Source organism: Cellulomonas algicola, assembly GCF_003851725.1.
Classification (GTDB): Bacteria; Actinomycetota; Actinomycetes; order Actinomycetales; family Cellulomonadaceae; genus Cellulomonas; species Cellulomonas algicola.
Window position 1 is genome coordinate 1 of record NZ_BHYL01000070.1, and the last position, 25,501, is coordinate 25,501.

Annotated in this window: 23 protein-coding genes; 15 read left to right on the forward strand and 8 right to left on the reverse strand. The window is 73.7% G+C overall.

The features are described from left to right. Positions 1–157 precede the first annotated feature (157 nt). Positions 158–2,020 (forward strand): dihydroxy-acid dehydratase, encoded by a 1,863-nt coding sequence (gene ilvD, locus CTKZ_RS05425; RefSeq protein ID WP_124341992.1) that lies wholly within the window; start codon positions 158–160, stop codon positions 2,018–2,020. A 49-nt stretch (positions 2,021–2,069) separates the two neighbouring features. Here ilvD (CTKZ_RS05425) and CTKZ_RS05430 read toward each other — a convergent pair whose 3' ends face one another. The 3 genes from CTKZ_RS05430 to CTKZ_RS05440 form a co-directional block, all read right to left on the reverse strand. Then, positions 2,070–2,780, reverse strand: coding sequence for a GNAT family N-acetyltransferase (locus CTKZ_RS05430; RefSeq protein ID WP_124341993.1), 711 nt, complete (start codon positions 2,778–2,780; stop codon positions 2,070–2,072). 1 nt (position 2,781) lies between these two features. After that, positions 2,782–3,330, reverse strand: coding sequence for a hypothetical protein (locus tag CTKZ_RS05435; protein ID WP_124341994.1), 549 nt, complete (start codon positions 3,328–3,330; stop codon positions 2,782–2,784). A 117-nt stretch (positions 3,331–3,447) separates the two neighbouring features. Further along, a complete protein-coding gene (locus tag CTKZ_RS05440) occupies positions 3,448–5,886 on the reverse strand; it encodes a putative bifunctional diguanylate cyclase/phosphodiesterase (protein ID WP_124341995.1) in 2,439 nt (812 codons plus the stop codon). Positions 5,887–6,131: 245 nt separating this feature from the next. Between CTKZ_RS05440 and CTKZ_RS05445 the strand changes: the two genes are divergently transcribed. The 3 genes from CTKZ_RS05445 (at position 6,132) to ilvD (CTKZ_RS05455) (ending at position 8,568) form a co-directional block, all read left to right on the forward strand. Next, positions 6,132–6,380 carry a type II toxin-antitoxin system prevent-host-death family antitoxin gene (locus CTKZ_RS05445; protein ID WP_124341996.1) on the forward strand — a complete coding sequence of 83 codons (249 nt, stop codon included), beginning with the start codon at positions 6,132–6,134 and terminating at the stop codon, positions 6,378–6,380. Continuing rightward, the gene (locus CTKZ_RS05450) at positions 6,377–6,796 is read left to right on the forward strand and encodes a type II toxin-antitoxin system VapC family toxin (RefSeq protein WP_124341997.1); all 420 of its coding nucleotides are present in this window, start codon (positions 6,377–6,379) and stop codon (positions 6,794–6,796) included. Before CTKZ_RS05445 ends, CTKZ_RS05450 begins: the two co-directional genes overlap by 4 nt. Positions 6,797–6,858: 62 nt before the next feature. Beyond that, positions 6,859–8,568: a dihydroxy-acid dehydratase gene (gene ilvD / locus CTKZ_RS05455; protein WP_124341998.1), complete on the forward strand. Its 1,710-nt coding sequence runs from the start codon at positions 6,859–6,861 to the stop codon at positions 8,566–8,568. 52 nt (positions 8,569–8,620) lie between these two features. Here ilvD (CTKZ_RS05455) and CTKZ_RS05460 read toward each other — a convergent pair whose 3' ends face one another. From CTKZ_RS05460 to CTKZ_RS05470, 3 genes are all read right to left on the reverse strand, one after another. Then, entirely contained in the window at positions 8,621–8,947 is a 327-nt protein-coding gene (locus CTKZ_RS05460) for a winged helix-turn-helix domain-containing protein (protein ID WP_124341999.1), read from the reverse strand. After that, positions 8,944–9,387, reverse strand: coding sequence for a hypothetical protein (locus CTKZ_RS05465; RefSeq protein WP_124342000.1), 444 nt, complete (start codon positions 9,385–9,387; stop codon positions 8,944–8,946). The genes CTKZ_RS05460 and CTKZ_RS05465 overlap by 4 nt, the downstream gene beginning before the upstream one ends. Positions 9,388–9,526: 139 nt before the next feature. Further along, positions 9,527–10,687 (reverse strand): ROK family transcriptional regulator, encoded by a 1,161-nt coding sequence (locus tag CTKZ_RS05470; protein ID WP_124342001.1) that lies wholly within the window; start codon positions 10,685–10,687, stop codon positions 9,527–9,529. Positions 10,688–10,850: 163 nt separating this feature from the next. Here CTKZ_RS05470 and CTKZ_RS05475 point away from each other — a divergent pair, with 163 nt between their 5' ends. The 5 genes from CTKZ_RS05475 to CTKZ_RS05495 all read left to right on the forward strand — a co-directional run bounded on the left by CTKZ_RS05475 (position 10,851) and on the right by CTKZ_RS05495 (position 17,994). Then, entirely contained in the window at positions 10,851–13,073 is a 2,223-nt protein-coding gene (locus tag CTKZ_RS05475) for an alpha-galactosidase (protein WP_124342002.1), read from the forward strand. After that, positions 13,070–14,338, forward strand: a complete 1,269-nt coding sequence (locus CTKZ_RS05480; protein WP_124342003.1) for an ABC transporter substrate-binding protein — start codon at positions 13,070–13,072, stop codon at positions 14,336–14,338. The genes CTKZ_RS05475 and CTKZ_RS05480 overlap by 4 nt, the downstream gene beginning before the upstream one ends. Next, on the forward strand, positions 14,335–15,270 hold the full coding sequence (locus tag CTKZ_RS05485; RefSeq protein ID WP_124342004.1) for a carbohydrate ABC transporter permease: 936 nt from the start codon (positions 14,335–14,337) through the stop codon (positions 15,268–15,270). The genes CTKZ_RS05480 and CTKZ_RS05485 overlap by 4 nt, the downstream gene beginning before the upstream one ends. After that, positions 15,267–16,208, forward strand: coding sequence for a carbohydrate ABC transporter permease (locus tag CTKZ_RS05490; protein WP_124342005.1), 942 nt, complete (start codon positions 15,267–15,269; stop codon positions 16,206–16,208). Before CTKZ_RS05485 ends, CTKZ_RS05490 begins: the two co-directional genes overlap by 4 nt. 67 nt (positions 16,209–16,275) lie before the next feature. After that, positions 16,276–17,994 (forward strand): glycoside hydrolase family 13 protein, encoded by a 1,719-nt coding sequence (locus CTKZ_RS05495; protein WP_124342006.1) that lies wholly within the window; start codon positions 16,276–16,278, stop codon positions 17,992–17,994. Between the two features lie 56 nt (positions 17,995–18,050). On the opposite strand, the gene CTKZ_RS05500 is transcribed toward CTKZ_RS05495, so the two are convergent. After that, a complete protein-coding gene (locus CTKZ_RS05500; protein WP_124342007.1) occupies positions 18,051–18,686 on the reverse strand; it encodes an AMIN-like domain-containing (lipo)protein in 636 nt (211 codons plus the stop codon). A gap of 104 nt (positions 18,687–18,790) precedes the next feature. On the opposite strand from CTKZ_RS05500, the gene CTKZ_RS05505 reads away from it, so the two are divergent. After that, positions 18,791–19,738 (forward strand): ABC transporter ATP-binding protein, encoded by a 948-nt coding sequence (locus CTKZ_RS05505; protein WP_124342008.1) that lies wholly within the window; start codon positions 18,791–18,793, stop codon positions 19,736–19,738. After that, positions 19,735–20,730, forward strand: a complete 996-nt coding sequence (locus tag CTKZ_RS05510) for a hypothetical protein (RefSeq protein ID WP_124342009.1) — start codon at positions 19,735–19,737, stop codon at positions 20,728–20,730. Before CTKZ_RS05505 ends, CTKZ_RS05510 begins: the two co-directional genes overlap by 4 nt. A 21-nt stretch (positions 20,731–20,751) precedes the next feature. Here CTKZ_RS05510 and CTKZ_RS05515 read toward each other — a convergent pair whose 3' ends face one another. After that, positions 20,752–21,498, reverse strand: a complete 747-nt coding sequence (locus CTKZ_RS05515; protein ID WP_124342010.1) for a DUF2306 domain-containing protein — start codon at positions 21,496–21,498, stop codon at positions 20,752–20,754. A gap of 173 nt (positions 21,499–21,671) precedes the next feature. On the opposite strand from CTKZ_RS05515, the gene CTKZ_RS05520 reads away from it, so the two are divergent. From CTKZ_RS05520 to CTKZ_RS05535, 4 genes are read left to right on the forward strand one after another with little or no spacing between them, the layout of a single operon-like run. After that, a complete protein-coding gene (locus CTKZ_RS05520; RefSeq protein WP_124342011.1) occupies positions 21,672–22,559 on the forward strand; it encodes an ABC transporter ATP-binding protein in 888 nt (295 codons plus the stop codon). After that, positions 22,556–23,392, forward strand: coding sequence for an ABC transporter permease (locus CTKZ_RS05525; RefSeq protein WP_124342012.1), 837 nt, complete (start codon positions 22,556–22,558; stop codon positions 23,390–23,392). Before CTKZ_RS05520 ends, CTKZ_RS05525 begins: the two co-directional genes overlap by 4 nt. 58 nt (positions 23,393–23,450) lie before the next feature. After that, positions 23,451–24,731 (forward strand): sensor histidine kinase, encoded by a 1,281-nt coding sequence (locus tag CTKZ_RS05530; RefSeq protein WP_124342013.1) that lies wholly within the window; start codon positions 23,451–23,453, stop codon positions 24,729–24,731. Next, positions 24,728–25,354, forward strand: a complete 627-nt coding sequence (locus tag CTKZ_RS05535; protein WP_124342014.1) for a response regulator — start codon at positions 24,728–24,730, stop codon at positions 25,352–25,354. Before CTKZ_RS05530 ends, CTKZ_RS05535 begins: the two co-directional genes overlap by 4 nt. Positions 25,355–25,501: the final 147 nt, after the last annotated feature.

Here is a 25,501-nt window from a genome sequence, read left to right on the forward strand (position 1 = left end):
CCGTCGTCCGTGGACCACGGTGCGGACGTCGGCCGGCCCCTGGCCTGCGGCGGCGTACTGTGACGAGGCGCTACCGCCGGGTAGCCGTCCGACCTGCCGCCGCCTTGCCGCCTGCCCCGCCGCACCGACGAGGTCCCCTCGAAGGAGAACTGCCGCGATGAGCCGTCCACTGCGCTCTCGTACCTCGACCCACGGCCGCAACATGGCCGGCGCCCGCGCGCTGTGGCGTGCGACGGGCATGACGTCGGAGGACTTCGGCAAGCCGATCGTCGCGATCGCGAACTCGTACACGCAGTTCGTCCCGGGGCACGTGCACCTCAAGGACATGGGCGACCTGGTCGCGTCGGCGGTCCGCGAGGCCGGCGGCGTCGCCAAGGAGTTCAACACCATCGCGGTCGACGACGGCATCGCGATGGGCCACGGCGGCATGCTCTACTCGCTGCCGAGCCGTGACCTCATCGCCGACTCGGTCGAGTACATGGTCAACGCGCACTGCGCCGACGCGCTCGTCTGCATCTCCAACTGCGACAAGATCACGCCCGGCATGCTCAACGCGGCGCTGCGGCTCGACATCCCGGTGATCTTCGTGTCGGGCGGGCCCATGGAGGCCGGCAAGGCGGTCGTCGCGGACGGTGTCGCGACGACGCACCTCAACCTCATCAACGCGATCAACTACTCCGCGGACGACAACGTCTCCGACGAGGCGCTGGGCCGTGTCGAGGAGAACGCGTGCCCCACGTGCGGCTCGTGCTCGGGCATGTTCACCGCCAACTCGATGAACTGCCTCACCGAGGCGCTCGGCCTGTCGCTGCCGGGCAACGGCTCGACGCTCGCCACGCACTCCGCGCGCCGCGAGCTGTTCCTCGAGGCCGGACGCACGATCGTCGACCTGGCCCGCCGCTACTACGACGACGAGGACGACAGCGTCGCGCCGCGCTCGATCGCCAACCGCGCGGCGTTCGCCAACGCGATGGCGCTCGACGTCGCCATGGGCGGCTCGACCAACACCGTCCTGCACGTGCTGGCCGCCGCGCAGGAGGCCGAGCTCGACTTCACGCTCGCGGACATCGACGCGATCAGCCGCCGCGTGCCGTGCCTGTCCAAGGTCGCGCCGAACCACCCCGACTTCCACATGGAGGACGTGCACCGCGCGGGCGGCATCCCCGCGCTGCTCGGCGAGCTCGACCGCGCAGGCCTGCTCGACCACGACGTCACGTCGGTGCACACGCCGACGCTCCGCGCGTGGCTCGACGACTGGGACATCCGCGGAGGCCGCGCGACCGAGCGGGCGCTGGCCCTCTTCCACGCCGCGCCCGGCGGTGTCCGCACGACGCAGGCCTTCTCGACGTCGAACGTCTGGGAGTCGCTCGACACCGACGCCGCGAACGGCTGCATCCGCGACGTCGCGCACGCCTACACCGTCGAGGGCGGGCTGGCCGTGCTGCGCGGCAACCTCGCCGAGGACGGTGCCGTCATCAAGACCGCGGGCATCGACCCCGAGCTCTTCCACTTCGTCGGCACGGCGCTCGTGTGCGAGTCGCAGGACGAGGCCGTCGACAAGATCCTCCGCAAGGAGGTGCAGCCCGGACACGTCGTCGTCGTGCGGTACGAGGGCCCCTCGGGCGGCCCCGGCATGCAGGAGATGCTCTACCCGACGTCGTTCATCAAGGGCCGCGGGCTCGGCAAGGTGTGCGCGCTCATCACCGACGGCCGGTTCTCCGGCGGCTCGTCGGGCATCTCCGTGGGGCACGTCTCCCCGGAGGCGTCGGCGGGCGGCGCGATCGGCCTGATCGAGGACGGCGACGAGATCGAGATCGACGTCGAGACGCGCCTCATCCGCATCAACGTCCCCGACGAGGTGCTGGCCGAGCGCCGCGCCAAGATGGAGGCGTCGGAGAACCCGTGGCAGCCGGTGAACCGCGACCGGTACGTGTCGCCCGCGCTCCAGGCGTACGCCGCGATGGCCACGTCGGCCGACCGCGGTGCCGTGCGCGACGTGAGCCGCATCCGCCGCGCCTGACCCGCAGCACGCGCCGCGCGGCCCGGACGGGCGCCCGACGCCGTCCCGCTCAGCCGACCACGTCGAGCCGGTCCAGCGACCACAGGGGGAGCCGCTCGACGTCGCACGCCGCGAGGAGCCGCGCGAGGTCGGGGTCGGCCGGGTCGGCCCGGCCCTCGGACGCGGCGAAGTACTCGCGCAGGAACGCCGCGACGAGCGGACCCGGCACCGTCTCCGCCGTGTCGTCCCCGCGCGACGGCAGGGCGATGAGCAGCAGGTCGCGCACGCGGCGGAGCACGGGCCGCAGCGCGGGCTGCACGTAGGGGAGCGGCAGCAGGCGGGAGCCGTTGCGGTCCCAGAAGCGCAGCCGCGCGGGCGGGTCGCTCGTCGGCGTGACGGGCCAGGACCGTGGGTCCTCGATCTCCCCGAGCACGAGCGTGGCCGTCGTCGTCGTGACCGCCTCCCGCACCAGGCGGGAGCCCAGGCCGTGCGCCCGGCCCGCCGGGTCGACCGCGAGGTAGGCGAGCAGCTGGACGGCGCCGTCGACGTAGTGCTCGTGCACGAGGCCGCCGACGACGCCACCGTCGGCGTCCAGCGCCAGCAGCCCGTCGCCGGTCTCCCCGAGCGACTCCTGCAGCGACTCCAACGGCTCGAGCTCGTCCGGCGGGAACGTCGCCTGGAGGATGCGGACGTAGAAGTCCTCGACGACCGGAGCGGGCACCTCGCTCAGCCGGACGAGCGTGGGCTCGGGCGGTCGGACCTGCTCGGCGGACGTGCCCACCTCACGGCTCCGTCGACGCGACCGGGAGCGGCTCCGACGGGGCGTCCGTGGCCGTGCTGCGGCGGAAGGCCCAGGGACGAGTCCAGCGCGGTCGCAGCCGGCCCTCGTCGGCGAGGCGGTGGAGGTCGTCGAGCGCGGGGTACCAGTCCTGCGGGCGGCGTTCCGCGAACATGCGCTCCATCGCGGGCGACGTGCCGAGCATGTCGAGGATGTAGTGGCCCCACGAGATGCGGTCGGACTCCGAGTACGTCTTGCGGATGTCCCAGATGCACTCGAAGCAGTCGAGCATCAGCTCCGCCATGGCGTCGACGCGTGCGGAGAGCGTCGCGTCGTCGGGGGCCGGCTCGCGGCCCTGGTAGAAGTACGGCCGCAGCTCGGGGTGCTCGACGAACTGGTGGTCGATGTCGAGCGTGAGGTCGGTCGCGCTGCGGTACGTGGTGATCTTGGTGCTGCGGTGCGCGCTCCGCCACGAGATGAGCAGCGAGATGATCGACGCCGTCAGCGCGAGGCCCGCGATGACCTCGGACGTGCCCATGCTGAAGTCGCCCATCCGACCCACCTGCCCGCGGTTCCCCGTCGCCCGTCGCGGCGTCTGGACCGAGCATCCCGCAGGGCGCCACCGCGCGCCAGGTCCGCCTCGGCGCTGCGGTCGGGCGGTCCGACGGCGTCAGACCGGCCGGCGGGCGGCGTCCTGCGCGGTCCGGGGCGTCGGCACCGACCCGAGCCGGGCAGGGCGTTCGAGCAGGGCGCCGATCGCCTCCCGGGGTGCCGGGCGTCCGAACAGGTAGCCCTGGCCCTCGGGGCAGCCGAGCGCCCGCAGCGCGTCGGCCTCGTCGTCGGTCTCGATCTGCTCCGCGACCGCGGGCAGGTCGAGACTGCGGCAGAGGTCGACGATCGCGCTCGCGAGCGCACGCCGACGGCGGCCCTCCTCGCCCGGCTCGGCCGCGAACCGCGTGAAGGCGCCGTCGATCTTCACGATGTCGACCGGCAGGCGCTGCAGGTACGCGAGCGACGAGTAGCCCGTGCCGAAGTCGTCGATCGCGACGCGCACGCCGTGCTCGCGCAGGCGGGACAGGTGCGACTCGACGAGGGTGGCCTCCGGCTCCTCGGCGGCGAGCAGCGCGGTCTCGGTGATCTCGAGGACGAGCGCGCGCCCGGGCAGGCTCGCGTCGCGCAGTGCGCGCAGCACCTGCTCGACGACGTCGGGCTCGCGGAGCTGACGTGCGGAGACGTTGACGTGCACGCGCACGCCGTGCCGCTCGAACCACGGCCGCACGTCGGCGCACGCCCGGCGCAGGACGTGCTCGCCGATCGGGACGATCAGCCCGGTGTCCTCGGCGACCGGGATGAAGCCGTCCGGCATCACGAGCCCGTCGGGCGACTGCCACCGCAGCAGCGCCTCGACGGACTGCACCTGGCCGGTGCCGAGCGACACGACGGGCTGGTAGTGCACGACGAGCTGGTCGCGCTCGACCGCGTGCCGCAGCCCTTCCGCGAGGTGCGAGCGCCTGTCCTGGGCCACGCGCAGGCTCGGGTCGAACAGGCGGACCTGGTTCTTGCCGGCGGCCTTCGCGGCGTACAGGGCCAGGTCGGCGTCGCGCAGCGTGGCCTGCGGCTCGACGGACGCGTCGACCAGCCGCACGCCGACGCTCGACGTGATCCGGACCGTCCGCCCGTCGACGACGAACGGCTCGCCGAGCGCGCGGACCACGCGCGTCGCGACGTCGCGCGCGTCGGACTCGTGGGTGTCCTCCAGCACGACGGCGAACTCGTCGCCGCCCAGCCGGGCGAGCGTGTCGTCACCGCCGACGACGCGGCGCAGCCGCCGCGCGACCTGCACGAGGAGGTCGTCGCCCGCGTGGTGGCCGTGGTCGTCGTTGACGGTCTTGAACCCGTCGAGGTCGACCATGAGCACCGCGCGCTCGCCGTTGCCCCGGCGGTCCGGCGCGGACAGCCGCTCGGTGAACCGCGTGCGGTTGCCGAGGCCGGTCAGCGGGTCGTGCTGGGCCTGGTGGCTGAGGAGCTTCTGGAGCGCGCTCTGCTCGTCGAGCGCGCGCGCGAGCTCCGCGGCCTGCCGGTCGAGCTGGATCGCCCGGCGCTGCGCGGTGCTCGTGCCGACCACGAGGCGCGTGACGAGGAACGCGGACAGCGCGGTCACCGCGAGCACCGGGACCGCGAGGTCGGACCAGGGCATGGTCACCGTCGACCCGACGCGGAACGTCAGCAGCAGCGCGGCGGGCCCGAGCGACGCGAGGAGGAAGAAGACGACGCCGCGCGCGAGCGTGAGGCCGCGGCTCGGCTCGGCGTCGGGGGAGCCCGCGACGCCCGGGTGCAGCGCGGCCGCGCCGAACAGCACGAACCACACGAGCCACGCGGCGCTGCCGACGCCCTCGGTGAGCGACGTGTCGAGCACCGAGATGCCCGGGTTGCCGTCGCCGATGAGGGTGAGCGTGTACAGGACGTCGCCGGCCGTCGACGCGGCGACGCCGCAGCCCAGCAGCGCGTACGCGCCGTTGCGCCCGCCGTAGCGGAACAGCAGCCGCGACGCCATGAGGACCACACCCAGGCCCGCCCCGAGCGACACCACCGAGACCAGGTGCGCCGCGTCCTGGAGCGCGTCGGGCCCGAGGAAGCTGCGGAAGACGAGCGCCCAGTACAGGAGGCCGGTGCCGACGACCACGACGACGGCGTCCATCGTCGCGCTCTCGTGGCGGGACCGCAGCGAGTTGCGGGGGAGCCGGGTCAGCCCGACGACGAGCAGGGGGTAGGTCGCCATGTAGACGATGTCGAACCACCACGGGACGAGGTCCGCGTCGCCCCCGACGGCCGCGTACCAGGCGGTCCAGCCGAGGTCGGCGAGCGCCCACCACGCCGTGCCGGCGGCGAGCCACCACCACGCCCGGGCGTGCGGGCCGGGATGCCGGCGGATCCCGACGACCATCGCGGCGCACGCCAGCAGGGGCACGACGTCCCACAGCACCTCGCCGGTCCAGCCCGGCACGACCATGACGGCCGCGGTCAGCGCGAGTCCGGCGACGAGGAAGCGCCGCCAGGTGAGGACACCCGGAACGGGGGCGCGACCGGGCGTCACGTCCGACGCGGTCATCGAGCCTCCGGGTCCTCGGTCCTGTGCGCACGCGGCGCGGTGCGGCGGGGCTGCTGACCGCACGCGACGAGGACCGCACGGTCCCGTCGCCCTCGGATCGGCAGGGCAGGCGCGCGCATGAGCCTCACGGCCGCACAGCACCCGCCCGGCGCAGGGTGGTCTGCGTCACCCGCTGACGCCGGGAGGTCTGGAGCCGCCGGCGCGACCCCGGTATCGTAGGTACGTACCTACAAGGGGAGCGCGCGATGACCACCACCATGACGTCACGTCAGTTCAACCACGACGTCTCGGCGGCGAAGAGAGCCGCGTCGGACGGGCCTGTCGTCATCACCGACCGCGGCGTCCCGTCGCACGTGCTCCTGACGATCGAGCAGTTCGACCGGTTGAGCGCGCCCACCCCGCGGCCGTCGTTGGCCGACGCGCTGCGCGGCGACGACGCCATCGAGTTCGAGCCGGGCCGTGTCGAGCTCTCGCCGCGACCGGTCGACCTGTGACCTACCTCCTCGACACGAACGTCGTCGCGGAGCTGCGCCGACGTGAGCCCGACCCGTCGGTCGTCGCGTGGGTCCGACGGCACGAGGCGGCAGGGCTGCTCATCTCCGTCATGACGGTGTACGAGATCGAGGTCGGCATCCTCTCGGTCGCCCGGCGTGACCCCGCGCAGGCCGCCCGGCTGCGCGAGTGGCTCTCGACGCAGGTGCTCGTGCAGTTCGACGGCCGGATCGTCCCGGTCGACGTCGGTGTGGCGACGCGCGCGGCGTCCCTGTCGGTGCCGGACCGTCGCCCGTACAGCGACTGCCTCATCGCGGCGACGGCCCTGGAGCGCGGCCTCGCGGTGGTGACGCGGAACGTCGGCGACTTCGCGGGCGTCGACGGGCTGGCGGTCGTCGACCCGTGGCGCACCGTCTGATCTCGAAGGGCGTTCCCGGCGAGGCGGATGCCGGGCGGGCGCGTGCTGCCTAGTCTCGGCTCATGACGACGACGCAGGACGGAACGGTCGACATCAAGCCGCGGTCGCGGCAGGTCACGGACGGTCTGGAGGCGACGGCGGCGCGCGGCATGCTGCGAGCGGTCGGGCTGGGGGACGAGGACTTCGCGAAGCCGCAGGTCGGCGTCGCGTCCTCGTGGAACGAGATCACGCCGTGCAACCTGTCGCTGGACCGGCTGGCGAAGGCGGTCAAGGACGGCGTGCACGCGGGCGGCGGGTACCCGCTGGAGTTCGGCACGATCTCGGTGTCCGACGGCATCTCGATGGGCCACGAGGGCATGCACTACTCGCTCGTGAGCCGCGACGTCATCGCGGACTCGGTCGAGACCGTGATGATGGCCGAGCGGCTCGACGGGTCGGTGCTCCTCGCGGGCTGCGACAAGTCGCTGCCCGGGATGCTCATGGCGGCCGCGCGGCTCGACCTGTCGAGCGTCTTCCTCTACGCGGGCTCGATCATGCCCGGCTGGGTCAAGCTGTCCGACGGCACCGAGAAGGACGTCACGATCATCGACGCGTTCGAGGCCGTCGGGGCGTGCGCCCGCGGGCTGATGAGCAAGGAGGACGTCGACCGGATCGAGCGCGCGATCTGCCCGGGCGAGGGTGCGTGCGGCGGCATGTACACCGCGAACACGATGGCGTCGGTCGCCGAGGCGATGGGCATGTCGCTCCCGGGTTCCGCGGCGCCGCCGTCGGCGGACCGTCGCCGCGACCAGTTCGCGCGCCGCTCGGGCGAGGCCGTCGTCGAGCTGCTGCGCCGCGGCATCACGGCGCGCCAGATCATGACGAAGGAGGCGTTCGAGAACGCCATCGCCGTCGTCATGGCGTTCGGCGGCTCGACGAACGCGGTGCTGCACCTGCTGGCGATCGCGCACGAGGCCGAGGTCGACCTCACGCTCGACGACTTCAGCCGCGTCGCGGCGCGCGTGCCGCACCTGGGCGACCTCAAGCCGTTCGGCCGGTACGTGATGAACGACGTCGACCGCATCGGCGGCGTGCCCGTGCTGATGAAGGCGCTCCTCGACGCGGGCCTGCTGCACGGCGACTGCCTCACGGTCACGGGCAAGACGGTCGCGGAGAACCTCGCCGACATCGCCCCGCCGGACCCCGACGGCAAGATCCTGCGCGCGCTCGACGACCCGATCCACCGCACGGGCGGCATCACGATCCTGCACGGCTCGCTCGCGCCGGAAGGGGCGGTCGTGAAGTCGGCGGGCTTCGACTCCGACGTCTTCGAGGGCACCGCGCGTGTGTTCGAGCGCGAGCGTGCGGCGCTCGACGCCCTCGAGGACGGCACGATCCAGGCCGGCGACGTCGTCGTCATCCGCTACGAGGGCCCCAAGGGCGGGCCGGGGATGCGCGAGATGCTCGCGATCACCGGGGCCATCAAGGGCGCCGGGCTCGGCAAGGACGTCCTGCTCATCACCGACGGCCGCTTCTCCGGCGGGACGACGGGCCTGTGCGTCGGCCACATCGCGCCCGAGGCCGTGGACGCGGGACCGATCGCGTTCGTGCGCGACGGCGACCGGATCCGGCTCGACGTCGCGCACGCGACGCTCGACCTGCTGGTCGACGACGCCGAGCTCGCCGCGCGTCGCGAGGGCTGGGCGCCGATCGAGCCGCGCTACACGCGCGGCGTCCTGGGCAAGTACCAGAAGCTCGTCCAGTCCGCGTCGAAGGGTGCGGTCCTGAGCTGACGTCGTTGGCCCGCTCGACGGACGCGCGGGCCGCGTCGCGGGCCGCCGCTCGTCAGTCGCCGGCGATCGCGCGGAGGGCCGCGAGGTGGTCGCGGAGGGCCGTGCGGCCGTCAGGGGTGAGGGCGAGCCAGGTGCGCGGACGCTTGCCGACGTACCCCTTGCGGACCTTCACGTACCCGGCCTGCTCGAGCACGGTGACGGCCTTGGAGAGCGCGGAGTCGCTGATCTCGACGGCGTCGCGCACCGCGCCGAACTCGGCCTCGTCGGTCGCGGCGAGCGCGGCGACGACGGAGAGTCGCACGGGGGAGTGGATGACCTCGTCGAGGCGGGCGCGCGCCGGTTCGCCGACCGCGTCGGGGCCGGGCAGCGGCGGTGTCACGCCTGCGCCTCGCGCCAGGCCCCGCGCGCCAGCGGGAACGTCGCGAGGACCGCGGCAGCGAGCCACCAGAGCACCGACTCGCGCAGCCAGGTGAGGCCGACGACCAGCGCGATCGCGTAGACGACGCCCCACGTCGTCACCGCGGCGACCCACCGCAGGCCCATGCCCTGCTTGGTGACGGGCGCGCCGCGGAGCCACGCCAGCGAGAGCACGAGGAGCGTCAGCCCGTACGCGCCGGCGAGCGTGAGGGCGCCCGTGTCGTCGGGGATCGTGGAGAGTCCCACGAAGAACATGAACGTCGAGGCCGCGTGGCCGGTGAGCCACAGGGCGTGCCGGTTCTGACCGCTCGCGCGCAGGGTTCCGGCTGCGGCGGCGGAGCGGGCGAGGAGCGCGCGGGCCTCGTCCGGCGTGGGTGCGGGGGTCGTCTCGTTCTCCGTCATGCGAGTAGTTTCCACTTCGGAAAGTAGATGTGCAAGGGGGAGTTGTTCCGAGCTGTCGGGACGGGTTGATACCCACACGGATGCCGTTCGGCGCACGGGAACGGCAATCCATGTCGGTGTCGACCGGCGCGCGCGAGCGTCAGCGGCTGCGCAGGACGAAGTCCTGGATCGCCACGACGGCCGCCCCCCGCGCCCACTGCGAGAAGTCGCCGGGCTCGACGACCAGGTCGACCGGCGTGGCCTGCGGGTGCCGGTCGGCGGCGACCGCCGCGCGCACCGCGTCGCCGGCGACGACCGCGAGCCCCACGCCCTCGCCGGTGAGGACGACGAGCTCGGGCATCGTGAGGTTCGCGACCGCGGCGACGAGCCGGCCGAGCGCACGGCCCGCGTCGTCGACGATGCGCCGCGCGGCCGGGTCGCCGTCCCGGGCGAGGTCGAGCAGCTCGTCCACCGCGACCGGACGGCGCAGCGCGACGGCGGCCTCGGCCTCGAGCGCCTCGGTGGTGAGCATCGCGCCCGCGCACCCGCGGTGGCCCTCGGGGCACAGGGGGCCGTTCGGGTCGAGGGGGAAGTGGCCGACGAGGCCGAGCCCCATGTCGGCGTGCCGCACGAGGCGGTCGTGCACGACGAGCCCGTAGCCGACGCCCGCGCCGACCGTCACGACGGCGAACGTCCGCACGTCGCGCCCGGCGCCGAACCAGTGCTCCGCGGACGTGAGGGCGGCGACGTCGTTCTCGACGACGGTCGGCAGCCCGGTGCGCGCACGCACGAGCGTGCCGAGCGGCACGTCGTGCCAGCCGAGGAAGGGCGCGAGGTGCACGGTCGTGCCGTCGGGGGAGTGCCCGCCGAGGCTGACGCCGATGCCCGTGGGCCCGTTCGGGACCGCACCCGACGGCGCCGCGGCGACGACCGCGTCGACCAGCGACCCGACCACCGCGACGACCGCGTCCGGGTCGTCCTCGGGCAGGTCCGCGGAGCGCGTCGCGACGACCGTGCCGCGCATGTCGACGAGGACGGCGTGCGCGGTGCCGACGGCGAGGTTGACCCCGACGAAGTGGTGCGACGTCACGTCGACGTCGAGCGGCTGGCTCGGGCGGCCGACGGCGCGGCCGGGGCGCGCGGCGGACTCGACGAGCAGGCCGCGCCGGACGAGGTCCTTGGTGAGCCGCGTCAGGGTCGGCTGCGAGAGGTCGAGCCGGCGGGCGAGCTCGGCGCGCGACAGGGGTCCGCGCAGCAGCACCTCGAGGGCGACCTGGAGCTCGCTGCCGCCCTCGGCCCACTCCGGTCCGTCTGCGACCACGGCTCCTCCGCTCCCCGGCGTCTCGGTCGTGGCGATCGTGGCACGACGCGTCCTGCCGCCGACCTTACCTTCCGCAACGGAAGCAAGACCGGTGAACGGATCCGGAGAATTGGGATCGCGACCACAGTTGACAGGACACTTAGTTCCGCCATGGAATGAATCCGTGCTCACGCCCACCCGACTCACCGCACCGCTCCACCTCCGCTCCGGCGGCACGAGCGTCGTCCTCGACACCACCGACAGCGGCCTGCCGCGGATCGTCCACTGGGGGCCCGACCTCGGCCCGCTCGACGACGACGCGCTGCGCGGCCTGCTGGCCGCCGCGTGCGCGATCCCCGTCTCCGGCGGCCTCGACGTGGCCGTGCCGGTCACCCCGCTGCCCGAGGCGTCGACCGGCTGGGCCGGCACCCCGGGGCTGACCGGACACCGCGCAGGCGCGGGGTTCAGCCCGCGCGTGCGGACGACCGCGATCGACGGGCCCGAGCAGGGCGCCGACGGCGTCCAGCGGCTCACCGCGCACGCGGCCGACGCGCAGGCCGGGATCGCCGTCGCGGTCGACCTCGAGCTCCACCCGAGCGGCGTCGTCCGCCTGCGCGCCGCGGTCCGCAACGCCGCCGACACCCCGTTCGACCTGCACGGTGTCCTGCCGGCCCTGCCCGTCCCCGACGTGGCGACCGAGCTGCTCGGGACCACCGGACGACACCTGCGCGAGCGCAGCCCGCAGCGCCTCCCGTTCGTCAGCGGCAGCCACGTGCGCGAGGCCCGTGGCGGTCGTCCCGGCGCCGACTCGACCCTGGTCCTCGTCGCGGGCGAGGAGGGCTTCGACGCGCGCCGCGGCGCCGTCTGGGGCGTGCACGTCGGCTGGAGCGGCAACCACCGGTTCGCCGCCGAGCGCACCCCGCGCGGCGACGCGGTCCTCAGCGGCGGCGAGCTGCTGCTGCCCGGCGAGGTCGTCCTCCAGCCGGGCGAGGAGTACGTGTCGCCGTGGCTCTACGGCAGCCACGGCACCGGCCTCGACGAGCTCGCGAGCCGCTTCCACACGTACGTGCGGTCGCGCCCGCAGCACCCGCGCACGCCGCGACCCGTCACGCTCAACACCTGGGAGGCCGTGTACTTCGACCACGACCTCGACCGGCTCCGAGCGCTCGCGCGCACCGCCGCCGACCTCGGGATCGAACGGTTCGTGCTCGACGACGGCTGGTTCGGCTCGCGCCGCGACGACACGCGCGGGCTCGGCGACTGGGAGGTCTCCGCCGAGGCGTGGCCCGACGGGCTGCACCCGCTCATCGAGACCGTCACGGGCCTCGGCATGCAGTTCGGCCTGTGGGTCGAGCCCGAGATGGTCAACCCCGACTCCGACCTCGCGCGGGCGCACCCCGACTGGCTGCTCGCCGTCCCCGGCCGGCTGCCCGTGCCCGCACGCACCCAGCAGGTGCTCGACCTCGGGCGCCCGGAGGCGTTCGCGCACGTCCTCGAGCGCCTGGACGCGATCCTCACCGAGCACGACATCGCCTACCTCAAGTGGGACCACAACCGCGAGCTCGTCGACGCGGGCCACGGCCACCTCGGCGTCCCCGGCGTGCACCGGCAGACGCAGGCCGTGTACCGCCTGCTCGACGAGCTCCGCGCCCGCCACCCCGGGGTCGAGATCGAGTCGTGCGCGTCCGGCGGAGCGCGCGTCGACCTCGGCATCCTCGAGCGCACCGACCGCGTGTGGGTGTCCGACACCATCGACCCCGTCGAGCGCGAGCAGATCCAGCGGTGGACCGGCCTGCTGCTGCCCCCGGAGCTCATGGGCCAGCACGTCGGCGGCCCCGAGTCGCACACCACGGGCCGCCGGCACGCGCTCTCGTTCCGCGCCGCGACCGCGTTCTTCGGCCACTTCGGCGTCGAGTGGGACGTCACGCAGGCGACCGACGACGAGCGCGCCGAGCTGGCCACGTGGATCGCCGCGCACCAGGAGCACCGCGACCTGCTGCACACCGGCACCCGCCTGCACGACGAGCCCGCCGACCGTGCGCTGCGCGTCGACGGCGTCGTCGCGCCCGACCGGTCCGCCGCGATCTTCGCCGTCACCCAGCTGACGACGAGCGTCACGAGCCCGCCCGGAGCCGTCCGGCTCCCCGGGCTCGACCCGGACGCGCGCTACGACGTGCGCCCGCTGCCGCCGGGGAACACCATCGAGGGACACGGTCGGGGGCCCCTGGCCTGGTGGGACGAGGGGGTCCGGACCACCGGACGCGTCCTGCAGCAGGTCGGGCTCCGCGCCCCCACCCTCTTCCCCGAGCGGACCGTCCTCGTGCAGGTCCGGCGCACCGACGCGCCGCCCGCACCCGGCACCGGGGGCGCCGACGCCGCCCGGCCGACGTCAGGAGACGACGCATGACCAGGAGACGGACGAGGAGACGCACGACCGCGGCGCTCGCGGCCGCGGCCCTCCTGCTGCCGCTCGCCGCGTGCGCGCGCGGCGACGACCGCACCGAGATCACGTTCTTCCAGTTCAAGCCCGAGGCCGTCCAGTACTTCGAGTACCTCGCCGCGCAGTTCGAGGAGCAGAACCCCGACGTCCGCGTCGTCGTGCAGAACGTGCCCGACCCGGAGACGGCGCTGCGCACGCGGCTGGTGAAGGACGACGTGCCCGACGTGCTCACGCTCAACGGCAACGGCACGTTCGGGGAGTTCGCGTCGGCGGGCATCTTCACGGACTTCGCGGACGACCCGGTCCTCGACGACATCAACCCCGGGTTCGTCGAGGTCGTGCAGGCGCTCGGGCAGAGCGAGCCCGGCGCGGTCAACGGCATCCCGTTCGCCGCGAACGCGAGCGGTGTCCTCTACAACGAGGAGCTGTTCGCGCAGCACGGCGTCGAGGTCCCGACGACCTGGGACGAGCTCATCGCCGCGGCCCAGACCTTCCAGGACGCGGGCGTCACGCCGTTCTACGGCATGCTCGCCGACGCGTGGACGGCGCAGTCCCCGCTCGCGCCGCTCACCGCGCAGACGGCCCCCGACGACTTCTTCGAGGAGCGGTTCGCCGGCGAGACGACGTTCGCGGAGGGCTGGCTCGAGGCCCTCGAGAAGGAGGGCGAGCTCTACGAGTACACGCAGCCCGACCCGGCGGCCGTCGGCTACCAGGAGGGCACGCGCGCGTTCGCGGCGGGGGAGTCGGCGATGCTGCTGCTCGGCTCGTACGCAGTGCCGCAGATCCGCACGTTCGAGCCGCAGTTCACCGTCGGCTCGTTCGCGCTGCCGGCCACCGACGACCCCGAGCGCACGACGCTCGTCTCGGGCGTCGACGTGCTGGTCACGACGGGCGCGGACAGCGCCCACCCGGAGGAGGCGCAGCGCTTCGTCGAGTTCCTCCTGCAGCCGGAGGTCGTGCAGGAGTACGCCGAGGCGCAGGTCGCGATTCCCGCGATCGAGGGCGCCGCCAACACGGACCCCGCGCTCGCGGGCGTCCAGCCGTACATCGACGACCAGCGGCTGGTCGGCTTCACCGACCACCAGTTCATCCCCGCGATCCCCCTGGCGCCGCTGCTCCAGGAGTACCTGCTCGGGGGCGACGCCCAGACCATGCTCACGCAGCTCGACGAGTCCTGGGACAAGGTCGCGGCCCGCCGCACCTGGGGCCTGGGGAAGGTGGAGGAAGGATGACCGCCACGACGGCCCCCGCACGGACGGGGGCGGACCGTCCGCAGCGCGTGCGCCGCGGCGGCATCGCCTCGCGGACCGCGCGCGCCTTCTACTGGATGGTGCTGCCCGCGTTCGCGCTGTTCTTCCTGCTGCACACGCTGCCGGTCCTGCAGGGCGTGTACTACAGCTTCACGGACTCGCCCGGGTACGGCCCGTACGAGTTCGTCGGGCTCGCGAACTACGTCGCGCTGTTCTCGGACGACCGCGTCCTGCACGCGTACCTGTTCACGTTCCAGTTCGCGATCGTCTCGACGATCCTCGTCAACGTCATCGCGCTGGCCGTGGCGATGGCGCTGAACAGCCGCATCAAGTTCCGCACGACGCTGCGGGCCGTGTACTTCGTGCCGTACGTGCTGGCGATCCTCGTCGTCGGGTACGTGTTCCAGTACCTGTTCGCGATCTCGATCCCGGCGATCGCGCAGTCCCTCGGCAACGAGCGGTTCTCGACGTCGATCCTCGGCGACGAGAACCTCGCGTGGATCGCGATCGTCGTCCTGGCCGTCTGGCAGGCGGCCGCGTTCAACATCGTGCTCTACCTGGCCGGCCTCCAGACCGTCCCGCACGAGCTCTACGAGGCCGCGTCGCTCGACGGCGCCGGGTCGTGGCGCAAGTTCACCAGCATCACGTTCCCGATGATCTGGAGCTTCTTCATCATCAACATGGTCCTGGCGCTCAAGGGCTTCCTGCAGGTGTTCGACCACGTCATCGCCATGACGGGCGGTGGTCCGGGCACGGCGACCGAGTCGGTCGGCGTCCTCATCTACAAGGGCGGCTTCCAGGGCGGCGAGTTCGGCTACCAGCTCGCGAACGCCGTGGTCTTCATGGTCGTCATCATCGTGTTCGCCCTCGTCCAGTTCCGTGTCCTGCAGCGTGGAGAGGGGAACGTCGCATGACCGCCACCGCAGCACCACCCGTCGGGGGCCTCGTCGGCGACGACGCCGACGCCGTCGACACCACCGGACCGCGCCGCCCGTCGTGGCGCAACCGTCGCCGCGCGGCCGAGCCGGGAGAGCCCGGCGGTCGCACCAACTGGTGGCTCACGGGCCTGATGATCTTCCTGTCGCTGAGCATCCTCGTGCCCATGTACCTCGTGGTCGTCACGGCGCTCAAGACGCCCGACCAGCTCTCGGGGGCCGGGTTCGACCTGCCGAGCCCGGCGACGTTCGGGAACTTCGGCGAGGCCTGGCGGCTCACGGACTTCCCGCGCTCGGCGCTCAACAGCGCGATCATCACGGTCGGCGCGGTCACCCTCACGCTGCTGACGAACTCGATGGTCGCGTACGCGATCGCCCGGAACATGCACCGCAGGCTGTTCAAGGGGCTGTTCTTCTACTTCATCGCGGCGCTGTTCGTGCCGTTCCCGATCCTCATGCTGACGGTCGCGAAGCTCACCGCCCAGCTGCACCTCGACAACCAGGCGGGTCTGATCCTGCTGTACACGGTGTTCGGCCTGTCGTTCAACGTGTTCGTCTACGTCGCCTACATCCACTCCATCCCGAAGGAGCTGGAGGAGGCGGCGATCGTCGACGGCGCGAACGCGTGGACGGTCTTCTGGAAGGTGATCTTCCCGCTGCTGAGGCCGATGAACGCGACGGTCGGCATCATCACGTGCGTGTGGGCCTGGAACGACTTCATGCTGCCGCTCGTCATCCTGTCCGACCCGGAGGCCGCGACGCTGCCCCTGCAGCAGTACGTCTTCCAGGCGCAGTTCTCGACGAACTACACGGTCGCCTTCGCCTCCTACCTGCTGGCGATGGTCCCGCTGCTCGTCGTGTACGTGCTCGCGCAGCGCTGGGTGATCTCCGGCGTCACGCGCGGCGCGATCAAGTGACCCCGCCGCGGCCCGCGCACGGCGCCCGCCGCACCGCACCGCTCGCTGACGGAAGGACCGACATCGCATGACGTGGACCGTCGAGGACGCCCCGTGGTGGACCCGCGCCGTCGTCTACCAGGTGTACCCGCGCTCGTTCGCCGACTCCGACGGCGACGGCGTGGGGGACCTGCGGGGCGTCCTCGACCACGTCGACCACCTCTCCGCACTCGGCGTCGACGTCGTGTGGCTGTCGCCGATCTACCCGTCGCCGCAGGACGACAACGGGTACGACATCAGCGACTACCAGGACGTCGACCCGTCGTTCGGGACGCTCGCCGACCTCGACGCGCTGCTCGCGGCGCTGCACGAGCGCGGCATGCGCCTCGTCATGGACCTCGTCGTCAACCACACGTCCGACGAGCACCCGTGGTTCGTCGAGTCGCGTGCGTCGACGGAGAGCCCGAAGCGCGACTGGTACTGGTGGCGCCCGCCGCGGCACGGCATGGCACCGGGTCAGCCGGGCGCCGAGCCGACCAACTGGCGCTCGTTCTTCTCGGGACCCGCGTGGGAGCTCGACGAGTCCACCGGCGAGTACTACCTGCACCTCTTCAGCCGCAAGCAGCCCGACCTCAACTGGGAGAACCCCGAGGTCCGGCACGCTGTCTACGCGATGATGCGCTGGTGGCTCGACCGCGGGGTCGACGGCTTCCGCATGGACGTCATCAACCTCGTCTCGAAGGACCCGGCGCTGCCCGACGGGCCGGTCCGCGACGGCGTGCTCGGCGACGGCAGTGCGGCCTACACGAACGGCCCGCGCATCCACGAGTTCCTCGCCGAGATGCACCGCGAGGTGTTCGCGGGCCGCCCCGACCGGCTGCTCACGGTGGGGGAGATGCCCGGCGTCACCGTCGAGCACGCACGCCTGTTCACCGACCCGGCGCGCGCCGAGGTCGACATGGTGTTCCAGTTCGAGCACGTCGGGCTCGACCACGGCCCCGGCGGCAAGTTCGACGTGCGACGGCTGCGGCTGCGCGACCTCAAGGCGTCGTTCGGGCGCTGGCAGGCCGAGCTCGCCGACGTCGGGTGGAACAGCCTCTACTGGAACAACCACGACCAGCCCCGCATCGTGTCCCGGTTCGGCGACGACGGCGCCTACCGGCGTGAGTCCGCGACGATGCTCGGCACCGTGCTCCACCTGCACCGGGGGACGCCGTACGTCTACCAGGGCGAGGAGCTCGGGATGACGAACGCGCGGTTCGACTCGCTCGACGACTACCGCGACATCGAGTCGCTGCGGCACGTCGCCGAGGCCCGCGCGCACGGCCACGCCACCGACGACGAGCTGCTCGACGGCCTCGCCGCGATGAGCCGCGACAACGCGCGCACGCCCATGCAGTGGGACGCCACCGAGCACGCGGGGTTCACGACCGGAACCCCGTGGCTGCCGGTCCACCCGAACCACGTCGAGGTCAACGCGGCCGCGGCGCGCGCCGACGACCGCTCGGTGTTCCACCACTACCGCCGGCTGATCGAGCTGCGGCACACCGACCCGGTGGTCGCGCTCGGCGACTTCACGATGCTGCTGCCCGACCACGAGCACGTCTACGCGTTCACGCGGTCCCTCGACGGCGACACCCTGCTGGTGCTCGGCAACTTCTCGGGCGACGAGCAGGACGTCGCGGTCGACGCCGGCGCGGGCTCGACGCTCGTGCTCGGCAACTACGACGACGACGCCGCGCCGGACGCCGACGGGCGGGTCCGGCTGCGGCCGTGGGAGTCGCAGGTCCGCCGCGTCGCACGCTGAGCCGCGCCGACCGGGCGCTCGCGCGGCGCTCTGACGGCGACGCGGCCCTGCCGGCGTCAGGACGACTGCACGTCCACCACGACGCGCACCGGGTCCTGCAGCACGAACACCCGGAACGGCCGCCGCTCGCCGGCGACGCCCACGACGGACTGCGTCATGCCCTCGAACGTCAGCGGCCGCGTGACCTGCACGACCGTCCCCTCGCGCGGCCCGACGTCCTGCGCGAACTCCTCGTGACCCGTGTCGTGCGGGTAGCCCGTGCCGGTCAGCCACACGTCGAGCACCGCGTCACCCGCGACGTCGACCGTCGCGCCGCTGCCGTCCTCGACGGCCTGGTCGACGTACGTGACGCGGTACCCCGGTACGCCCCCGCCCGCGACCTCGTACACCACGCGGTCGTAGCCCTCGTGCGACCCGACGCGCACGTCGGTGACGGTCACCGGCGTGCCGGACGGGTCCGCCGTGAGCTGCGCGTTCGCGGGCGAGAAGTCGCCCGCCTCCGCCTCCGCACCCGGCTCTGGCACGGGCGTCGTGGCCGACGGCGCGGGCGAGGTCGGCGTCCCGGTGGGGGACCCCGTCGCGGACGCCGTCGGCGAGGACGAGCCGTCCGCGCCCGGGGTGCCCTGCCCGCACGCGGCGAGCAGCGTGCACAGCACGGCAGTGGTCAGGACGGTCCGGCGCCTCGTCGTCATCCGTCTCCCTCGTCGTCGCAGGTCCTCACACCGTAGGCGTCACCTGCCGATGGGACGTGCAGGGACACGGGGAGGCGACCATCGACGCAGCAGGAGAACCGGCGGTGCGCGTGCGCGCGCTGCGCAAGACGTACCGGACGTTCACGCTCCGGGAGGTGGTCGCGGTCGACCACCTCGACCTCACCGTGCCCGCGGGAGGCGTGCACGCGTTCCTCGGGCCCAACGGCTCGGGCAAGACGACGACGATCCGCATGCTGCTGGGCCTCGCGCGGCCCGACGCGGGCACCGTCCACCTGTTCGGCACGCCCGTGCCCGAGCGGCTCCCCGACGTGATCGGCCGCGTCGGCGCGATCGTCGAGAACCCCAAGTTCGTCCCCGGCTTCTCGGGCCGTCGCAACCTGCGGCTGCTCGCGACCGCCGTCGGCGTCCCGCACACCCGCGTCGAGGAGGTGCTGGAACGTGTCGGCCTCCGGGAGCGGGGCGTCGACCAGTTCCGTCGCTACTCGCTCGGTATGAAGCAGCGGCTCGCGATCGCCGCGACGCTCCTCAAGGACCCCGACCTGCTGATCTTCGACGAGCCGACGAATGGCCTCGACCCCGCGGGCATCCGCGACATCCGCGCGACCATGCGCGGGCTCGCCGACGAGGGCCGCACGGTCCTCGTGTCGAGCCACATCCTCGCGGAGGTCGAGCAGGTCGCCGACACCGTGTCGGTCGTCGCGCGCGGTCGCCTGCTCGCCGAGGGCCGCGTCGCCGACCTGCTCGCGACCGAGGCCGCCTCCGCGGTGGCCGTGGTCGTGTCCGACCGGTCGCGCGCGACGGCGCTGCTCGCAGCCTGCGGGTGGTCCGTCGGCACCGACGGCCCGCGCCTCGTCGTCACGGGAGCCCGTGACGCGCGCGAGGTGAACGAGGCGTTGGCCCGGGGGGAGGTCTTCGCCGAGGAGGTCGTCGTGCTGCGACGTGACCTCGAGTCGGTGTTCCTCGAGCTCACCGGCCCGCCCGACGCGACGGCCGGGGCGGTCGGCGGCGTGTCGAACGGGGACCTGTCGTGAGCGGGCTGCTGCGTGCCGAGCTCGCCCGGGCGCGGGCGCGACCGTTCGTGTGGTTCGTGGCGGTCGCCCTCACCCTGGGCGCGGTCGGCCTGGTCGCGACGGGCTGGTGGGAGACGCGCCCGCCGTCGGCGCAGGAGTCCGCGGCGGCCGACGCGGCCTTCGCCGAGGCGCTCAGGTCGTGGGACGTGGAGGGAGAGGCGATCATCGCCCGCTGCCACGAGGCCGAGCGGGCGATGCGCGCGGAGCTGGGCGACGACTACGACGCGTCGTGCGAGCTGCTCGCGCCCGCGCGTGAGGTCTACGAGCCGCGGCGTGCCGACCTCGGCGAGCTGCTGGACGCCCGTCTGCCCTCGGTCGGCGTGATGCTCGTCCTCGCCATGCTCATGGTGGGCGTCGGACTGGTGACGGCGGAGTTCACGTCGGGCTCGATCGGCACCTGGCTGACGTTCGCACCGCGCCGGGGACGCGTGTTCGTCAGCAAGCTCGCCGCCGCCCTGCTCGCCGCTCTCCCGTGCGGCCTGCTCGGCCTCGCGGTGCTCGTCGTCGGTCTGGTCGGCGTGTGCCTCGTCAACGGCACGTCGACGGACGTACCGGGTGCCGAGTGGGCCGCGTCGGCGGACCGGTCGGTGCGCTGGCTCGCGAGCGGGCTCGGCGCGACCGCGCTGGGGGTGGGTCTCGCCTTCGCCCTGCGACACGCGGCCGCCGTGACCGGCGTGCTGGTCTGGTGGGCGGCGGCCGTCGAGACGGCGCTGCCGCTCGTCCTGCCGGTCGCGGGCTTCCTCCCGCTGTCGACGAACGTGCGCGCGTGGCTCTCCGGCGGGACGGACTACTGGGTGCCGGAGTGTGTGCCCGACCCGGCGGTCCCCGGCGCCGAGCTGTGCGAGCAGGTCGCGCACCACGTGAGCGCGGGGCAGGGGGCGCTCGTCGCCTCGGTCGTGGTCCTGGTAGCGCTCGCGGCCGGTTGGCTCACGTTCCGGCTTCGTGACGTCTGAGGACCGGGGCGGTGCGGGCCGTCAGCGGTCGACGAGCCGGTACGACGGGAGCCCCCGCCGCCGCACCAGCCACTCGGCGACCAGCAGGTTCGGCACCCACGCGAGGAACGTGACGGCGTCGTACGCGTTGTCGAAGGCGGCGTCGAGGTCGAACGCGTCGCCCGCGGCGAACGCCTGGGCCGTGAGCAGCAGCGGGACCCACGTGCGCAGCATGACGGCGCCGTAGGTGAGCGCGAAGTTGCGGATCATCCATGCCTGGTGCGACCGGACGTCGCCCCCGCGGACGGCGCGGTAGGCCCGCCACCCCGTCCACAGCCACAGCACGCCGAGGCTGCCGAAACCGAGGAACCCGACCATGCCGGCGGTGTTCCACGGCGCCATGACGAGCGACGCGGCCCCGCCGACGGTCACGCCGAGCAGGTACGCGCGCCCGGCCCAGCGGTGCGCCTGGGGGAACCGGCGCCGCAGCGCCGCCCAGAACTGGAACGGCCCGACGAGCAGCGCGACCGCGGCACCGGCGACGTGCAGCACGAGCGCGACCTGCACGACGGGCGGCATGGCCGCGTACGCGGACGCGAGCGGTGCGCGGTCCTGGTCGAGGTCCTCGAGCGCGCCCATGAGGTACGGCACGCCCGAGTACGCGACGATCGCGAGCGACGTGAGCAGCACCGCGGTCCAGCCGGCGCGGCGCCCGGCCGACCGGCGGCGACGCGGTGCGCGGGCGGGCAGGGCCGGCGGCGCGGGAGGCGCGGACGTGGAGGTCGTCATGTCCGCCGACGCTACGGTCGGTGTCCGTTTCGTGTCGGTATGGCAGGCCCACTCATGTGCCCGGTCGCCGACCCCCGGACGGTCGGCGCGCCCCGGGGTCAACCGATCGGTGGACGGCCGGGACAACGCCTCGGTCGTCGCGGCGCGCCCTCGCCCAGGGCGACGCTGAGGGCATGACGACACCGGCAGGCGCCCCCGCGATCGAGGTCGCGGGCCTGCGCAAGCGATACGGGCCCAAGCAGGCCGTCGACGGCCTGGACCTGCGCGTCGACCGCGGCGAGATCGTCGCGATCCTCGGCCCGAACGGCGCGGGCAAGACGACGACCGTCGAGATCCTCGAGGGCTACCGGCACCGCGACGAGGGCCACGTCCGCGTCCTCGGCGAGGACCCGCAGGCGGCCGGACGCGGGTGGCGCTCGCGCCTCGGCATCGTCCTGCAGGGCACGAACGACCTCGCGGAGGCGACCGTCGGGGAGCTCGTCCGGCACTTCTCCCGCTTCTACCCCGACCCGCGCGACCCCGACGAGGTGATCGACGCCGTCGGTCTGCGCGACAAGGTCCGTACGCGCGCCCGGCAGCTGTCGGGCGGCCAGCGGCGCCGGCTCGACGTGGCGCTCGGCATCGTGGGCCGGCCCGAGCTCGTGTTCCTCGACGAGCCGACGACCGGGTTCGACCCGCAGGCCCGCCGCTCGTTCTGGGACCTCGTCGAGGGCCTGCGCGCCGACGGCACGACGATCCTGCTGACGACGCACTACCTCGAGGAGGCCGAACGGCTGGCCGACCGGGTCGTCGTCGTCGCGTCGGGCCACGTCGTCGCGGAGGGCACGCCCGCCGACCTGGGCGGTCGCGACGCGCGCCGGGCGCTCGTGCGGTGGGTCGAGGACGGCCGCCGGCACGAGGTCCGCACCTACGACGCGTCCCGCACGGTCGCCGACCTGCTCGCCCGGCTCGGCGACGTGCCGGGCCTCGAGGTGCTGCGCCCCACGCTGGAGGACGTGTACCTCGGCCTGCTCCAGGGCGCCGACTCGCCCGCCGACACCCCTGTGGAGGTCCTGCGATGAGCACCGTCACGCTGTCGGCCGCGCGCCCCGCCGCCGTCCCCGGCGTCCTGCGCCTCGGCCTGGTCCGCGCCGCTTACGAGCTGCGCGTCTTCTTCCGCGAGCGCGACGCGGTCGTGTTCATCTTCGCCTACCCCGTGATCATGATGGCGATCTTCGCGACGGTCTTCGGCCAGGACGGCGCGACCGTCCGCGCGGGTGACGTCGAGATCCCGTTCGCGCAGTACTTCCTGCCGGGCATGCTCGCGACGGGCGTCATGCTGTCGAGCTTCCAGTCGCTCGCGATCTCGATCTCGGTCGAGCGCGACGAGGGCGGCCTCAAGCGGCTGCGCGGCACGCCGATGCCCGCGTCGGCGTACTTCCTGGGCAAGATCGGCCAGGTCCTCGGCAGCGGGCTCGTGCAGACCGCGATCCTGCTGACGGTCGCCGCGACGCTGTTCGACGTGACGCTGCCGTCGACCGTGGGGGACTGGGCGACGTTCGCGTGGGTCTACCTGCTCGGGACGGCTGCGGGCTCGGTGTGCGGCGTGGCGTTCTCGTCGGTCCCGCGCTCGGGCCGGTCGGCGAGCGCCGTGGTGACGCCGATCGTGCTGGTGCTGCAGTTCGTCTCCGGCGTGTTCTTCCAGTGGGACTCGCTGCCGACGTGGATGCAGCAGGTCGCGTCGGTGTTCCCGCTGCGCTGGCTGGTCGAGGGCATGCAGGCGGCGTTCCTGCCCGACGCGGTCGCGGGTGACGTGGACCTCGTGACCACCGCGCTCGTGCTGGGCGTGTGGTTCGTCGCCGGGCTCGTGATCGGGGCGCGCTGGTTCCGCTGGCGCCGGCGTGACGACGGCTGACGTGCGCGCTGGGGCGGGACGCACCGTCGACGGACCTGCACGTGGCAGGCTCGGCGCCATGACCAGGCGCACGCCCCGACCGGTCGCGCGGCACGAGTTCTGGGTCCGCGCGCTGCGCGGGTGGGACGTCGGCTTCTACGCGATCACGGCGGTCGCGGGGGTGTCGATCGCGATCGAGGTCCGGTCGCTGCGCGAGGCCGCCGTCGCGGTCCTCGGGCTCGCGGCGCTCGTCGTCGCCTACCTCGCGCTGGGCCGCCGCGGTGCGCAGCGCGGCGACGTGCTGCTAACCCGCACGTACCTCGCGGTGCTCGTCACCGTCGTGGTCCTGGAGGTCGGGTTGTCGGAGCTCGGGTCGGTGCTGCTGTTCGTCGGGTACTCGCAGATCTGGTTCTTCGCGACGCGCCGCCTCGAGGGCGTGCTGTGGAGCGTGCTGCTGACGGTCGCGTTCGCCGCGGCGATCGTCGTGCGCGAGCCGGGCGCGATCGCGACGGTCGCCGACGCCGCGGAGCTGGTCGGCCAGGTCGGCACGGGACTCGTCTTCGCGATCGCCCTGGGCCTGTGGATCACGTGGGTGTCGGAGCAGAGCGAGGAGCGCGCGGCGCTGGTCGAGGAGCTGGGTGCCGCGCAGGCCGAGCTCGCGTCGACCCACCACGCGAGCGGGGTGCTCGCCGAGCGGGCGCGCCTGGCGCAGGAGATCCACGACACCCTCGCGCAGGGGTTCACGAGCGTCGTGATGCTCGCGCAGGCCGCGTCGGCCGAGCTCGCCCGGGACCGCGTCGGTCCCGCGACGGAGCGCGTCGGCCAGATCGAGCAGGTCGCGCGCGACAACCTCGCGCAGGCGCGGGCCCTCGTGGCGGCGTTCGGCCCGCCCGAGCTCGAGCGCGGCACGCTCGGCGACGCGCTCGACCGGCTCGCGGCCCGGTTCGAGGCGGAGACGCACGTCCGCGTCGAGGTCGACGGCCTGCGCGAGCTGGGCGCGGTCGGGCCGGAGCACGCGGTGGTCCTGCTGCGTGCCGCGCAGGAGGCCCTCGCGAACGTCCGCAAGCACGCCGACGCGACCGTCGTGCGGCTCGCCGTGGGCCGGGACGGGGACGACGTGCGGCTCGAGGTCGTCGACGACGGGCGCGGGCTGCCCGCGGACGCGGTCGAGGGGGTCGGCCTGCGCGGCATGCGCGAGCGCGTCGACGCGGGCGGCGGGACGCTCGAGGTCGGCAGCGGCCCGGGCGGCGGCACGCGCGTCGCCGTGACGTTGCCCCACGACACGGTGCCCGCCACGTCGGCGCGCGACGACGGGCGCGCCACCGGGCCGCGCCCGGGGACCACGGGGGAGGACGCGTGACGATCCGGGTGCTGCTGGCCGACGACCATCCCGTCGTCCGCTCGGGGCTGGCCGGGATGCTGGCCGTCGAGCCGGACCTCGAGGTCGTCGGGGAGGCCGGCGACGGCGCGCAGGCCGTGGCGCTCGCGGAGACCCTGCGGCCCGACATCGTGCTCATGGACCTGCGGATGCCGGTGCTCGACGGCGCGAGCGCGACGGCGACCATCACGGGCACCCTGCCGGGCGTGCGCGTCCTGGTGCTCACGACGTACGAGACCGACACCGACATCCTGCGGGCCGTCGAGGCGGGCGCGACGGGCTACCTGCTCAAGGACACGCCGCGCGACCAGCTCGTCGCGGGCGTCCGCGCGGCCGCACGCGGCGAGTCGGCGCTGTCGCCGTCGGTCGCGCGCCGGCTCGTGCAGCAGGTGCGCGGCGACGCGGAGCGGCTCACGGCGCGCGAGCAGGAGGTCCTCGCGAGCGTCGCCCGCGGGCTGTCCAACGCCGCGATCGGCCGCGAGCTGTTCATCACCGAGGCGACCGTCAAGACGCACCTGCTCCGTGCGTTCGCGAAGCTCGGTGTCGACGACCGGACGCGCGCGGTGACCGTCGCGATCGAACGCGGCATCCTGCCCGGCGCGTGAGACCCGGCCGGACGCGGGCGGGACCCGGCCGAGTCCGGCCCGCCTGCCACGTGCCCCGTGACCGGCGCGCGGACGCGGTCGTCGTACCGCGCGCCGCGACGGCTAGCGTGACGGGTCGACGGCAGGGTGGCACGACGGGAGGCGGCA